This window comes from Borreliella chilensis, assembly GCA_000808095.1.
Taxonomy (GTDB): domain Bacteria; phylum Spirochaetota; class Spirochaetia; order Borreliales; family Borreliaceae; genus Borreliella; species Borreliella chilensis.
Genome location: CP009910.1, coordinates 885,625 through 900,694 on the forward strand (window position 1 = coordinate 885,625; position 15,070 = coordinate 900,694).

Sequence of the window (15,070 nt, forward strand, 5' to 3'; positions counted from 1 at the left end):
TGGTCGTTAAGTTAATGATAGATTTTTTTTTGAAGTCAGAATATCTACCTGCTGGTGATCAGCCTAAAGCAATAGAAAAGATTAAAAATTCTATTTTGCTTGGGAATAAGTATCAAACATTAAAAGGTGTTACAGGTAGTGGGAAAACTTTTACAGTTGCAAATATAATCAAAGATTTAAACAGACCTGCTTTAGTTGTCAGCCATAATAAAACATTAGCGGCGCAACTTTATAGAGAGTTTAAAGACTTTTTCCCAAATAATGCTGTTGAATATTTTGTTTCTTATTATGATTATTATCAACCAGAATCCTATGTTCCTTCAAAAGATTTATTTATTGAAAAAGAAGCTACTATTAATTCTGAAATAGAAATAAAGAGAATAAGAACGGTCACGTCTCTTGTTAAGAGACGAGATGTTATTGTTGTTGCAACTGTGTCTTCAATTTATGCACTTGGATCTCCAGATTTTTTCAAAAAGTCAGCACGAGAATTTTTTGTAGGCCAAAAAATTTCTATTAAAGAAATATCAGATATTTTTGTAGAACTTTACTATGAGAGAACTTTGATGAATCTTGAGAGAGATAAATTTTCAATTAAGGGAGATATTATTGAAATTTGGCCTAGCAGTGAACATGGAGAGTTTGCTTATCGAATTTGTTTAGATTTTGATGAAATTGTTCAAATATACAGGATTAGTTCATTTTCTAAGAAAAATTTAGGAACCACAAATAGTTTCACCCTTTTTGCTAAATCTTATTTTGTAATTCCTTATAAAAACGTATTAGAAGCGATACCTAAAATATCTTATGATTTGGATCTTCAATGTCAATATTTTAAAGATAATGGAAAACTTGTAGAAGCTGAGAGGCTTAAGCAAAGAGTAGAGTACGATTTAGAAATGCTTAGAGAAACGGGGTTTTGCTCAGGCATTGAAAATTATTCTAAATATTTAAGTGGAAGTACAATGGGGAGGCCTTATTGTCTTTTTGATTTTTTTCCAAAAGATTATTTGTTATTTGTAGATGAATCTCATGTTACATTGCCGCAATTTAGAGGAATGTATAATGGAGATTATTCTAGAAAATTAAATCTCGTTAATTTTGGATTTAGACTTCCTGCGGCTCTTGAAAACAGACCTCTTAAATATGATGAATTTGACACATTAATAAATCAGGCTGTGTTTGTATCTGCAACTCCAGGTCCTGAAGAGAACCGGAAAAGTAGTGTTGTTATTGATCAAATAATTCGTCCCACAGGTCTTGTTGATCCAGAAGTTATTATTAGGCATTCTGATGGGCAAATGGAAGATCTTTATAGTGAGATTCAAAAAAGAGTGACTCTTAAGGAGCGAGTTTTAATTACTACTTTGACAAAAAAAATGTCTGAGGATTTAACTGAATATTTAGTAAGTCTTGGTGTAAAAGCAAAATATTTACATTCAGAACTTGATACTCTTGAGAGAGTAGAAGTTATTTCATTGCTTAGAAAATCTGAAATTGATGTCATTGTTGGTATTAATTTACTTAGAGAAGGCTTAGATATTCCAGAGGTATCTCTTGTTGTAATATTGGATGCCGATAAAGTGGGCTTTTTAAGGTCTACTACTTCGTTAATACAAACAATTGGCAGAGCTGCTAGAAATTCTAATGGACTTGTAATAATGTATTACGACAAAATAAGTGCAGCTATGCAGGAGGCAATTGAAGAAACTAATAGAAGACGTCAAATTCAGATTGATTATAATAAAAAAAATAATATTACTCCTAAGACAATTGTTAAGAAGATTCAAAATATTTTAGAAAAAGAGCTTAGCAACAAAAAGATTAGCTATGATTTTGAAAAAATTATTTCAGATGATAAATTGCCTAAAAAAAAGCTTATTAATAAGCTTAAATTTGAGCTAGAAGAAGCTGTTAATGAGGAAAGGTTTGAAGATGCAATCGTTTTAAGAGATAAAATAAAAGAGCTTGGTAGCAAAGTTATTTCGGGGCGTAGTAAGTAAAAGAGAGGTTAATCTTTGGAAAAAAAATTGGAAAAAAAAATTATCGTAAGGGGAGCAAAAGAACATAATTTGAAAAATATTGATGCTGATATTCCAAAAGATAGTTTAGTTGTAATATCTGGCAAGAGCGGTTCTGGTAAATCTTCGCTGGCTTTTGATACTATTTTTGCAGAGGGGCAAAGAAGGTATATGGAATCTGTTTCAGCTTATGCTAGGCAGTTTTTGGGCGTAATGAAAAAACCTAATGTTGATTATATAGACGGCCTTTCTCCTTCTATAGCTATTGAGCAAAGAACAATAAGTAATAATCCTCGTTCTACTGTTGGAACAATTACTGAGATTTATGATTATTATAGACTAATATTTGCTAAAATAGGTAAAGCTTACTGTCCAAATGATGGCAGGTTAATAGAAGAACAATCTTTGGATAAAATAGTTAATACTATTTTAAGTTATTCTGAGGAGTCTAAGGTTGTACTTTTTGCGCCAATTGTAAAGGGCTCTAAAGGTTCGCATAAAAAAGTTTTAGAAAAGATATTAAATCAAGGTTTCAATAGAGTCAGAATAAATTCTGAAGATTATTTAATAGAAGATGCGCTTAATTTGAATTTGCATAAAAATAAAAAACATACCATTGAAATCATAGTTGATAGAATCAAACTTAGCAATAATGTTCGGATTAGGCTTGCAGAATCTATTGAGACTGCTCTTTCTGTTTCTAATGGATATTTGCGAGCGGAGATTGAGAATGGTTTGGAAAAAATAGATAGACTCTTTACAGAGCATAATAGTTGTCCTTTGTGTGGATTTTCACTTCCTTTGATAGAGCCCAGGCTTTTTTCATTTAATAGTCCATTTGGTGCTTGCAGCGAGTGTTCTGGGCTTGGAGTTACGCTCGAGTTTGATTTTGAGAGTATCTGTCCTGATACCAGCCTTTCTTTTAATGATGATGCTTTTATTACGTTTAAGACAAGTTCGTCTTGGTCAGTAGCTATTTTTAAAGGACTTGCTAAGCATTATAATTTTGAATTAAATACTCCTGTAAAAGACATTCCGGACAAAGTTCTTAAACAGATTTTATACGGTTCAAATGAAAACATAGATTTTATTTATCAGTCCAAAGAAATGGAAGCAAAGGAGTTGGATGGAGGGTTTCATTATTCTAAAAAATTTGAAGGTCTTTTACCTCTTTTAAAAAGACGATATCTTGCAACAGAATCAGAGAGTACTAAAATGTTTTACGAAAATTTGATGTCTAAAAAAATTTGTAATTCATGTAAGGGGAAGCGCTTAAGCGTTGGCGCTTTAACTGTAAAAATCAATGGAAGAGATATTCAAGATCTTAGCAATTTATCTGTATTTGATTCTTATGTTTTTTTTGAAAACTTACAGCTTGATGTGGTGGATGAAAAAATATCTAAAGAAATTTTAAAGGAGATTAAAAGTAGGCTTAAATTTTTAATTGATGTTGGTCTTTCTTATTTATATTTAAATAGAATATCGGGTAGTCTTTCTGGGGGTGAGACTCAGCGCATTAGGCTTGCTACTCAAATAGGATCAGCGCTTTCAGGTGTTATTTACGTTCTTGATGAGCCAAGTATTGGTCTTCATCAAAAAGATAACGAGAAATTAATTTCTACTCTTGTTAATCTTAAAAATCTTGGCAATACGGTAATTGTTGTTGAGCATGATGAGCAAACTTTGCGTACTGCAGACTATATTATTGATATGGGCCCTGGTGCTGGAATTCTTGGAGGAGAAATAGTTGCAAAGGGAACTTTAACTGATATTTTAAATAGTAAGAGTAGTTTGACTGGTCAATATTTGAGCGGTAAGTTTAAGATAAATGTTCCAAGTTCTAGAAGAAAGGCAGATAAGGGAGAAATCTTGCTTTTAGGTGCTAATAAAAATAATCTTAAGAATATTAATGTAAGCATTCCTTTGGGAGTTTTTACTGTAATAACAGGTGTTTCTGGTAGTGGAAAAAGTACTTTACTTAACGAGGTCTTATATCCAGCTCTTGATAACAGATTGAAGCTTAATGTAAATTATTGTGACGGTTTTAAAGATATTGTTGGATACGAAAAAATCGACAAAATTATTCAAATAAATCAAAAGCCAATAGGCAGAACTTCAAGATCAAATCCGGCAACTTATGTTGGATTTTTCACAGAAATTAGAGAACTTTTTGCTAGGCTTCCGGATGCAAAGTCAAGAGGTTTTAAAGCCGGTAGGTTTTCTTTTAATGTTAAAGGTGGAAGGTGCGAGAAATGTCAGGGGGACGGATATCTTAATATTCAAATGCATTTTTTACCAGATGTCTTTATTCCTTGTGATTTGTGTAAGGGTAAAAAATTTAATGAAGAGACTTTAGAAGTTAGGTACAAAGGGAAAAATATACATGATGTTTTAGAGATGAGTGTGTTTGAAGCTAAAAATTTTTTTGAGAATGTTCCAAAAATTAATCATTATTTAACATTTTTAATTGAAGTTGGTCTTGAATATATTAAGTTAGGGCAATCTGCAACAACTTTATCGGGAGGAGAAGCCCAACGTATTAAATTAGCTTTTGAGTTAAGTAAAAAGAGTACAGGTAAGACCTTTTATATTATTGATGAACCAACAACCGGATTACATTTTGATGATATAAAGAAGTTGTTAGAAGTTTTGCAACGCTTAGTTTCTAATGGTAATACAGTTGTACTCATAGAGCATAATTTGGATGTAATTAAACAGGCAGACTATATAATAGATTTGGGTCCTGATGGTGGATTGGCAGGGGGGAATATTGTTGTTTCTGGTATTCCTGAAGAGGTTGCAAAATGCGAGAATTCCTATACAGGAATGTTTTTAAAAAATCTTTTGTAATATTGTTTATTTTTTTAACAGTTTCTAATGTAATTTTTGCTCAGACTGTAAATGATGAAAATTATAAAAAAAGAAGAGATAAATTAACTTTAAGTCAAAAATCTTATTTAAGAGAACTTGAGCTTTCAACTGATGAAGATTTGAAAAAATGGGCTTTAAAAGAAGGCTTAAAAGAAACAGATGTTTCAAAAATACGAGAATTGCTTTTAAAAAAGTTTGGAATAGATCCTGAGCTTTTTATCAAAGGAAAAGGACTTGCTGGATCTGGTAGATATAAAATAATAATTGAGACTACAGACAATCTTGAGAATTTTACTTATGAACTTACTAAGGATGAAAATATTGTTTTTGAAGGAAGAGTTAATATCTTGGTTGAAGATATTAAAGAGAATAAGAAACATAATATTAAAGGTGATAGGATAGTACTTAATAAGAACTCAAAAAAACTTTATTCTATTGGAAATGTCGAATATATTCTTGATATGGACTCTAATGAAAAGCTTTATTTTTATGGTAATGAATTTTTTGTTGATTTTGATTCTCAAAATTTTCTATTAAAAGACGGCATTCTTCAAAAAAAAATGCAAAAAAATCAAATAGATCATATTCTTTCGTTTGGAGGAAAGGTTTTAAAAAAAATAGATAATGATGTTACTATTTTGGAACAAGCCTTTGCAACAACTAGTAAAATTCCAGAGCCTTACTATTCTATTAAAGCTTCTAAAATATGGGTATTGCCTTCAGGAGATTTTGGATTTTTAAATGCTATATTTTATATGGGAAAAGTTCCGGTGTTTTATATTCCTTTTTTTTTCAGACCGGGAGATAGTTTGTTTTTTAATCCATCTTTAGGTTTAAATCCACGAAAAGGTTTTTCTATTTTTAATACTATTTATCTTCTTGGCAAGAAATCTTCTAGCGAAGATTCTTCTTTTTTAGATTTTGATTTCAATTCTGTTTATAATTCAAGTAAAAAACCTTATATAAGAAATGGATATTTAACTTATTTTTTTGCAGAAAATTCATCATCCAATGTAGATAAAGATTATGTTAAATTAATTTTTGATATCTATGCTAATTTAGGATTTTATTCCGGAATTGATTTTGATTTGGGAAATACTTTAGTATATTTTAAAACTTTTGAAGGAAATTTTGGGCTAGGCTTTACTAGAAATGTTTATAGTTACGGTGGTGGATATTATCCTTTTGATAATAGAACTTTAAAACAATCTCTTTTTAATTTTTCCAATCTTAACAAAGGAGACATATTTGGATTTGAAGTTCCTTTTAGATATTTATTTAAATTAAAAACAGAATTTCTTTTAAGTGATGCACTTTTTTCAGTTCTTTTAGAGCACTATTCTGATCCATATGTTAATATTGATTTTAGAGATAGGATAGAAGGTTCTACATTTTTTTCTCTTTTAAATTTAGATAAAGATTCAGTTAAAGAGCAAACTAGCATTAACACTTTTGATTGGAATTTGTCTTCTTTTTATAGTCGAACATTTGATGATAATTCAATTTTAGATTACAAGTTAAATAATTTAGGTTTAAGTTTTAAATTATCAGGTTACGAGAATCTTTATGTTAAATCTCCTTTGGAGAAACCAAAGGAGATAAATGATCCCACAAGAAAATGGTTTTATTTGGAGAGAATTTATTTTCCATATATTGATTTAAATTTTCAGAAAGATCTTTACAATAATAAATGGATATTCTCCTCAAATAATGCTAAAGAAATGATAATGCGTCCAGAAATTAAAAACATCAAAGAAAAAGATAAAAATATTGTTAAAGGAGAAGATACCGAAAAAATAAAAGATTTAAGCAAGAATTTATACATTTCCCCAGAACCAATTGTTTCAAATGAGACTAATCAATTCGATTCTTTTTTTGTTAGGTTTGGCATTAATCCTTATTTAAGAAATAATGTCTTTTTCAATAATTATGGAATAACAAGTCCAAAAGACTTTAATTATGAGATAAAAAATTATTTATTTGATATAAAAAACAAAACGGATATAAAAATCCATGCTGATTTTTATAATCGTTTAATTACTTTTGAAAATTTGTTATATCTTAATACTATTGAGTACAATCCTTTAAATAAAGATTTTAAACTTGAAGAGAAAGATAAAAAAAGTGAACATTCTATTATTAATCAAATAAATTTAAACTTGCTTCCTTTTATTAGGTATCCCTTATTCTCTAGAAGTGTTTTAAAGTTTGAGAATAAATTTACTTTTTATTCATTTAATAAAAAGTATGATGCTGCTGCAAAATCTTTGGTTAATAAGAATAGTAGTATTTTTTTATCTGATCCAGAAACTTTTTATCAAAGTTTAACAGCTTCTTTAATTTATGATTATAATTATTTTAATGCTGAGCTTTCAGGTGAATTGAAAAATAGTTTTGAAGATATTAAAGCTTCTTCTGAACTTAAAATTTCCTTAGATTTTCCTTATTTGTTACAAGAAGCTGGAATTGGGATTAAATATTCTAAAAAGTTTAAAGAAGATGTTTTGAAAAACCCTGGAATTTCTGTTGTTCAGCCTTTTTTAAATCCTTTGGAGCCCCAAAAACCATCATCACCTTATAAAAATTTAGAAATGGCTCCTGCTTTGTATTATAAAATTGAGCCGAGATATTTGGATTATTTTAAATTTAGGTTTTTAGCTGCCTATGATCCTTTAATAAACAGAGTTTCTGAACTTTCATTTAAACTTAATGTTTTCGATTTTCAGTTTTTGTTTGTAATGAAAGATGATTTTGAATATAATTATGACCCTTTAAAAGGAGATTTTTCTAAGATTGGAATTACAACTAAACTTGTTCCGTATTCTTTCGATTCTAGTTACAAAAAGGATTTGTATGTTTTAAATTTTTTTGATAAAAAACTTTCTTTTTCTTTAGGGATAGATACTGGTTGGAAAATAAATTTGCAAAAATTTACGGATAATGAACTTTGGTCCGCATTAACTTTTAAGGTTAAATATACAGAATTTTTTGAAATCTATTTTTCTACTCGTTCTGTGAATACCAAGACTTTTAAATACTTTAAAGGATATATGGACCAAATTGGCCTTGAGTCTGTCAATGTTTTTACTGATTTATTGAAATCTTTTAATTTTTTTAATTCTCAAGACAGAAAAGATTCACTTTTTAAAATTAAAAAATTTTCATCAGGTTTTAAATTCAATTTTTATGATTGGAAATTTGTTGGTGAATATAATTTAGAACCAGATCTGTTAAGAGGGTCTGACGGGATTTATTCTCCTATTTGGAGAAATAATTTTACAATTTATATTTCTTGGAATTTTTTTGCTCCAGTAAAAGCATCGTTTGAAAATAACAAAGATACAAACTATGAGCTTATCATTAATAGAAAAACAAAAAAATAAGAAGGTTTTCATTTATTAACAATATTATTTTTTTATAGTTTTTGTTATTAAAATATTTATTGTTTTTTTTGTATCAATTCCTACTTTTGTTATGTTGAGTTTTAAAATAGATGGATATTTAATAGAAGAGATTAAAATATTGCTATTTTTGTTTTTGGAAAAGATTTCTAGTGGATATGCGTTAAATTTAAATGAAGTTTTAGGGCCAATGAAAAACTCTCTATATTTATTTTTATAGGTTTCTTTATTGTTTATTGCAAGATCTTCTTTTTTAAAGACAATTTTATTGTTGTTAAGACTAGTGTTTTGCCAATCTATTTTTACTATATCTAAACTATTGTTTGTAATTTGAATATGGATAAATTCGTTTGTTGCTTTAATTGTGTCTATGTTGATGTATTTAGAGGAAGACTCTAAAACTTTAAAATTAATTTCATAATTATGAGTTGTTTTCACTGTTGAACAACAAGAAAAACAGCTTATTGAAATTAAAAATATTGTTTTTATGGATTTTTTGGCAATATCTTTACTTAAGCTTGTGAAAGCCCAGGTCTGCAATATTTTCATTTCCTGGAACAAAAGAAATTTTTCCACCTTGTTCTTCAAATTTTTTTCTTAGTATAACTGCCTTTTTGATCAAATTAATAGTAGTTTCTTTTAATTTTTTATTATTATAGATTCCTTTTGACCAATAGTCAATTATTAATTTACTGTCACCAAATACGGTTGTTATATTCTCTTTTAATGCTATTTTTAGCGCTGTATATAGGGCAAGCAGTTCTCCGAAGTTATTGCTAATTCCTTGAAAATTTTTGATATAATGATTGCCATATTCATTAATTAAAGCTTTATCTAGGATTTTATCCAATATTGAAATTCCTTTTTCGTTTACAACCCTAATCTCTACGCCTTTTCCTCTTCCTGTTCCAGAATCAAAATATATTCCAATTGGTGGGTGATGGCAAATTTTATTTTCATTGTTGAATAGCCAATTTTGAGCTTGTTCTAATGTTTTAAAGCTTTTTATTTTATTGTTTTTTCCTTTGATAATAGTTTTGCATTCTTCCCAGGATTTGAAAATAATTTTTTCATTACTATTGATTAAAATGCATGCATAATATTTGCTCATAAGGTAGTATCAGCTTCCTGAACACCAGAAGTTTGTTATGTTGCAAGCTCTTCCAAAGATTTTTTCTTTCGATTTTTTTGATTCTATTACATCTACTATTTCTTTGTTATAGCCAATGAATTTTTCTTTTAAGGTTGGTTTAATAAGCCTTTTAGGCAGCATGCTTGGGAGTATTCCCGTAATTGTGTAAGACATGTAAAAATTGTAAGCGGCTGCATTTATTTCTCCAGGAGTAATTATTCCCGAAATTTCGTAGTTTCTTGATACATTAAGTCCTGCTATTTTATATATCCTATCAACTACTAAAGAACAATAGGTTTTGTTATGAATTTCTTCAAGATTAAATGAATCTGTCCATAAATTAGAAGATATTAATGGAATCATGTATCCAAAGTTATTGTCAATGTATCTGCTTCTTCCAAAATTAATAGCTTTTTGAATTGTTCTTTTATCTGTTATTGGTGAGAATATTTTTAATATTCTTGATTGTACATATGTTGAAAGCTTTTCATATCCCGATCCTTGAGTTGATGCTGTATCGAATTTGATTTGATTACTTGTAATTATTGATTTTATATCAAAGCTATCATTTCCGTTGAATGCAATTTTTTTAGTAGCTTCATATTTTTCTTCATCAAATATTCCTACATGTTGCCAAAAATAAAAAAACTCTGTCCAATCTATTTTGGGTTTTATTAGTATTATGTCGCCATTTGATAAAAGCGATCTTAATTTTTCAGGTGTTATTTCAATGCCTGTATTTGGGTCTATTATTTTAGGAATTAGATCATATTGATTGTTATTATAGTCAACAGTTGACCTTCTTACTCTTTTAGCTGTTTTAGGTTGTTTTGAATAATACAATTCATTATGAAGGTCTGCAAATCTTTGTTTTTCAATTATTATTTTTATTATACTGTTTTCAACTTTTAAAAAATTCATAAATTGTTCAAAATATTTTTTGTCTTTTATTTTTAATAATTGATTTGCTATTATATGGGGCGCAACATATTCTTCTCCGTTTATTATTTCTTTTGTTATTGAGTTTATATTTTCTTGAGGAAAGAATGAGTTTATATAGCTTAATTGTATGTATCCTAAATTTTTGTTATGGAATGTTTGTTCAATTAGGTTTAAAATCTCTTTTTCTAGGTGCATTTGTAATTCTATTAATTCTGTCAATTTTTCATTATCTGAGTTTGTATGATTAAAATTTGTTTTTTTTTCAAAAGCAGTATCAATTTTAATTATTAGATTGCCATTAATATTGCTTTGATCTATAAACTTAGTCCATTCTGATTCACTGTTTAAATAATTTTTATAAGCATTTAAGTAGTTTTTTATTTCTTCTAGTTTTTGTGGACTTATTTTGATTTTCGCTGCTGTTTGTTTTATTAAAAAATAATTATCATTATTATTTAAAATTTCTTGGATATTGGCTATTGGTATTCGGTATTCTATATTGGAAGGATTTTTTAATAAAGATCCTTCTAGTGGTATTTTTTGTGTTAATAAGATTTCTGATGTGTTTAGATTTGTTGTATTGTTGTCATTAATTAAGGAACAAGAGAGCATTGAGATATATGTAGTTAATATCGATATCAATTTATTAATTTTCTTCATGGTAGTATTTTATCATACTTATGTTAAGGTTTTTATCAAAAGCATTTTAATAATCTTTTTTCTATTTTTTTATAAGTTTTAGGTGTTTAATATTTTTAAATATGTTAAAAATAGTTGATATTTTTTAATATAAATTTTAATATTTAAATATATGGCAATTTTGATGAAGGAGAAATCAATGGAAGAATATTTAAATCCAATAAATATATTTTCGGAAATAGGTCGTTTGAAAAAAGTTTTGCTTCATAGGCCAGGAGAGGAATTGGAGAATTTAACACCCTTGATTATGAAAAATTTTTTATTTGATGATATTCCTTATCTTAAAGTTGCAAAGCAAGAGCATGAAGTTTTTGCAAATATTTTAAAAAATAATTCAGTTGAAATTGAGTATGTTGAAGATCTTATTAGTGAGGCACTTATTTCTTCTGTAGTGATCAAGAATAAATTTATATCTCAATTTATTCTTGAGGCAGAAATAAAAACAGAGGGTAAAATTAGCCTTTTAAAGGATTATTTTTCTAATTTAACCATTAATAATATGATTTCTAAAATGATTTCGGGTGTTACAAGAGAAGAGCTTAAGAATTACACATCTTCTCTTGATGATTTAGTTAATGGTGCGAGTCTTTTTATTATTGATCCTATGCCTAACGTTTTATTTACCAGAGATCCTTTTGCTAGCATTGGTAATGGAATTACAATAAATAAAATGTGCACTAAGGTTAGGTGCAGAGAGACAATATTTGCCGAGTATATTTTCAAGTATCATCCTATTTATAAAGAAAATGTTCCAATTTGGTATAATAGAGGAGAAGAAACTTCCTTGGAAGGTGGGGATGAACTTGTTTTAAGTAAAGATCTTTTGGTTGTTGGAATTTCTGAGAGAACGGAAGCAGAGTCTGTCGAAAAACTAGCTAGTAGTCTTTTTAAAAATAAGGCTACATTTAATACAATTTTAGCTTTTAAAATTCCAAAAAATAGGTCTTACATGCATTTAGATACAGTTTTTACTCAAATTGATTTTAGTGTTTTTACCAGTTTTACAAGTGATGATATGTATTTTACAATTTATGCTTTAACTTGTAATTCAAGTTCCAATAAAATTCATATTAAAAAAGAAAAAGCTAGGCTTAAAGATGTTTTGAGTTTTTACCTTGGCAGGAAAATTGACATAATAAAATGTGCAGGTGGAGACTTAATACATGGTGCAAGAGAGCAATGGAATGATGGTGCTAATGTGTTAGCTATAGCTCCAGGAGAAGTAATTGTTTATTCTAGAAATCATGTGACTAATAAGTTACTTGAAGAAAATGGCATTAAGGTTCATAGAATTCCGTCTAGCGAGCTTTCAAGAGGTCGTGGTGGTCCAAGGTGTATGTCCATGCCTTTAATAAGAGAAGATACTTAATATTTGATAAATTAGTTTTAAAAAAACCAATTGTAAAGGTTGGGGGTTGTTATGTATAATTTACGGAATAGAAGCTTTTTAAATCTTTTGGATTTTACAAGCAAAGATATTAGATATTTACTTGATTTATCTCTAGATTTAAAAAAGTCAAAATATGCAGGGATTGAGGTGCAAAAACTTAAAGGTAAAAATATAGTTATAATTTTCGAAAAAGATTCAACAAGAACTAGGTGTGCTTTTGAAATCGCAGCTTATGATCAAGGAGCAAATATTACCTATTTGGGATCTAAAGGTAATCAAATAGGTATAAAAGAGTCTATGGCAGATACTGCCAGGGTTTTAGGACGCATGTATGATGCTATTGGATTTAGAGGATTTTCTCAACAGACTATTGAATGTTTGGCAAATTATTCTAATGTTCCTGTTTACAATGGATTAACAGATGTTTCTCATCCAACTCAAATACTTGCCGATTTAATGACAATAGAGGAACATAAAGGAGGGTTGAAAGGGCTTAAATTGGTGTTTTGTGGTGATGGGAGGGGAAATATTGCTAATTCTTTATTGAAAGGTTGCGCTATTATGGGGATTGATTTTAGAATTTTTGCTCCCAAAGAGCTTTTCCCAGACTCTAATTTGACTCTTAAAGCCAGATCTTTAGCTATGGAGAGTGGGGGTAAAATTACAATTACAGATTCTAAAGAAGAGGCTGTTAACTGTGCTGATGTTGTGTATACAGACGTGTGGGTATCTATGGGTGAGAGTAATTGGGAAAGTAGGATAAATCTTCTAAAGTTTTATCAGGTCAATAAAGAGTTAATGAGCATAGCAAATGATAATGCAATATTTATGCATTGTTTGCCCGCTTTTCATGATTTAAGTACTGTGGTTGGTAAGAATATTTTTGATAAATATGGACTTAATGGGATTGAAGTTACAGAAGAAGTTTTTGAAAGTAAAAATTCAGTTGTTTTTGATGTAGCTGAGAATAGAGTGCATACTATTAAAGCTGTAATGGTTTCAACTTTGGGATAACTATATTTTATTTGTATGAAATTGTTTAGGAGGAACGTTATGATCAAAATGCCAAGTAGTTTTACGATAATATTCTCTTTAATTGTATTTGTTACTATCTTAACATATGTGATTCCTGCTGGTAAGTTTGATAAAGAATTTAAGGAAATGAGCGATGGATCTAAAAGGGAAATAATAGTTGCTGGAACGTATCATTCTGTAGATCGAGGTCCAAGGGGATTTTTGCATCCTGTTATGACTATTTTGACTGCAATGTCAAAAGGTATGGAACATGCAGCTGAGGTTATTGTGTTTGTTTTGATTGTTGGTGGTGCTTATGGGATTATTATGAAAACAGGAGCAATAGATGCAGGAATTTCTCATTTAATCAAAAAGTTGGGGCATAAAGATAAATTGCTTATTCCTTTATTGATGTTTATTTTTTCAATTGGCGGAACTGTAACTGGAATGAGTGAGGAAACCCTTCCTTTTTATTTTGTTATGATTCCTTTGATAGTGGCTTTGGGTTATGATAGTCTTGTTGGAGTGGCTATTATTGCTTTGGGAGCTGGAATAGGTACTATGGCCTCTACTGTAAATCCGTTTGCTACGGGAATTGCATCAGCAATAGCTTCTATTAGTTTACAAGATGGATTTTATTTTAGGATTGTTCTTTATGTTGTATCCGTATTAGTCTCCATAATTTATGTTTATGCTTATGCTTCTAAAATTAAAAAGTATCCTGCAAAATCACTTGTTTATTGTCAAAAAAATGAACATTATCAACATTTTGTTGAAAAAGAAAAAAATGAGCTTTTGATTAAGAATGATGATAAAAATGTTATTGAATTTACGTTTGCTCATAAATTAGTTTTGCTTTTATTTGGGTTTATGCTATTGGTTTTGATATTTAGTATTGTTCAATTTGGTTGGTGGATGCAGGAAATGACAATGTTATATCTTGGAGTTGCCATTATCTCAGCTTTTATTTGTAGATTGGGTGAATCTGAAATGTGGGATGCTTTTGTGGAAGGCTCTAAAAGTTTGATAACAGCAGCTTTTGTTATTGGGCTTGCAAGAGGTGTTATGATAGTATGCGATGATGGTTTGATTACAGCCACTATATTAAACGCTGCTACCAATTTTTTATATAATCTTCCAAGACCCCTTTTTATTATTTTAAATGAAATTGTTCAAATATTTATAGGATTTGTTGTACCGTCTTCATCAGGCCATGCTAGTCTTACTATGCCAATAATGGCTCCACTTGCTGATTTCTTATCAATGCCAAGGTCTTCAGTTGTTATTGCTATGCAGACTTCGTCTGGGCTTATTAATTTAATAACCCCTACAAGTGGAGTTATAATGGCTGTATTGGGAATATCTAAATTGAGTTATGGTACATGGTTTAAGTTTGTTCTTCCATTATTTATTATCGAGTTTTTTATTTGTATTTTAGTTATTATAGCTAATGTTTATTTGAGTATTTAGAGCATTATTTATTTTTAAATTTGCTGTTATTGATTAATTGTGTGCAAGTAGCCGCCTCAATCATGCATGCGTTCGATGAAGATGGATTTTTGTATACTATTAAATAATAAATAAATTTATTATTTAATAG

The 15,070-nt window shown here is 29.0% G+C and carries 9 protein-coding genes; 6 read left to right on the plus strand and 3 right to left on the minus strand.

All coding sequences use genetic code 11. The features are described 5' to 3' along the window. Nucleotides 1-14: 14 nt before the first annotated feature. The 3 genes from OY14_04185 to OY14_04195 are packed head-to-tail and all read left to right on the plus strand — an operon-like array spanning nt 15 to nt 8,275. A complete protein-coding gene (locus OY14_04185) occupies nt 15-2,003 on the plus strand; it encodes an excinuclease ABC subunit B (GenBank protein ID AJA90610.1) in 1,989 nt (662 codons plus the stop codon). Nucleotides 2,004-2,018: 15 nt separating this feature from the next. Further along, entirely contained in the window at nt 2,019-4,871 is a 2,853-nt protein-coding gene (locus OY14_04190; protein AJA90661.1) for an excinuclease ABC subunit A, read from the plus strand. Further along, entirely contained in the window at nt 4,826-8,275 is a 3,450-nt protein-coding gene (locus OY14_04195; protein AJA90611.1) for a membrane protein, read from the plus strand. Before OY14_04190 ends, OY14_04195 begins: the two co-directional genes overlap by 46 nt. Nucleotides 8,276-8,299: 24 nt before the next feature. Here the strand turns inward: OY14_04195 and OY14_04200 are convergent, their stop codons facing one another. Genes OY14_04200 through OY14_04210 form a run of 3 tightly spaced genes read right to left on the minus strand, consistent with a single transcriptional unit; the run spans nt 8,300 to nt 11,027 of the window. Next, nucleotides 8,300-8,842: a hypothetical protein gene (locus tag OY14_04200; protein ID AJA90612.1), complete on the minus strand. Its 543-nt coding sequence runs from the start codon at nt 8,840-8,842 to the stop codon at nt 8,300-8,302. Continuing rightward, complete coding sequence (locus OY14_04205) at nt 8,802-9,404, minus strand: ribonuclease HI (protein AJA90613.1); 603 nt, start codon at nt 9,402-9,404, stop codon at nt 8,802-8,804. The genes OY14_04200 and OY14_04205 overlap by 41 nt, the downstream gene beginning before the upstream one ends. A gap of 9 nt (nt 9,405-9,413) precedes the next feature. Further along, nucleotides 9,414-11,027: a lipoprotein gene (locus OY14_04210; GenBank protein ID AJA90614.1), complete on the minus strand. Its 1,614-nt coding sequence runs from the start codon at nt 11,025-11,027 to the stop codon at nt 9,414-9,416. A 178-nt stretch (nt 11,028-11,205) separates the two neighbouring features. Here OY14_04210 and OY14_04215 point away from each other — a divergent pair, with 178 nt between their 5' ends. From OY14_04215 to OY14_04225, 3 genes are read left to right on the plus strand one after another with little or no spacing between them, the layout of a single operon-like run. Next, nucleotides 11,206-12,435 carry an arginine deiminase gene (locus tag OY14_04215; GenBank protein AJA90615.1) on the plus strand — a complete coding sequence of 410 codons (1,230 nt, stop codon included), beginning with the start codon at nt 11,206-11,208 and terminating at the stop codon, nt 12,433-12,435. A gap of 51 nt (nt 12,436-12,486) precedes the next feature. Continuing rightward, on the plus strand, nt 12,487-13,470 hold the full coding sequence (locus OY14_04220) for an ornithine carbamoyltransferase (GenBank protein AJA90616.1): 984 nt from the start codon (nt 12,487-12,489) through the stop codon (nt 13,468-13,470). 39 nt (nt 13,471-13,509) lie between these two features. Then, nucleotides 13,510-14,940 carry an arginine:ornithine antiporter gene (locus OY14_04225; GenBank protein ID AJA90617.1) on the plus strand — a complete coding sequence of 477 codons (1,431 nt, stop codon included), beginning with the start codon at nt 13,510-13,512 and terminating at the stop codon, nt 14,938-14,940. Nucleotides 14,941-15,070: the final 130 nt, after the last annotated feature.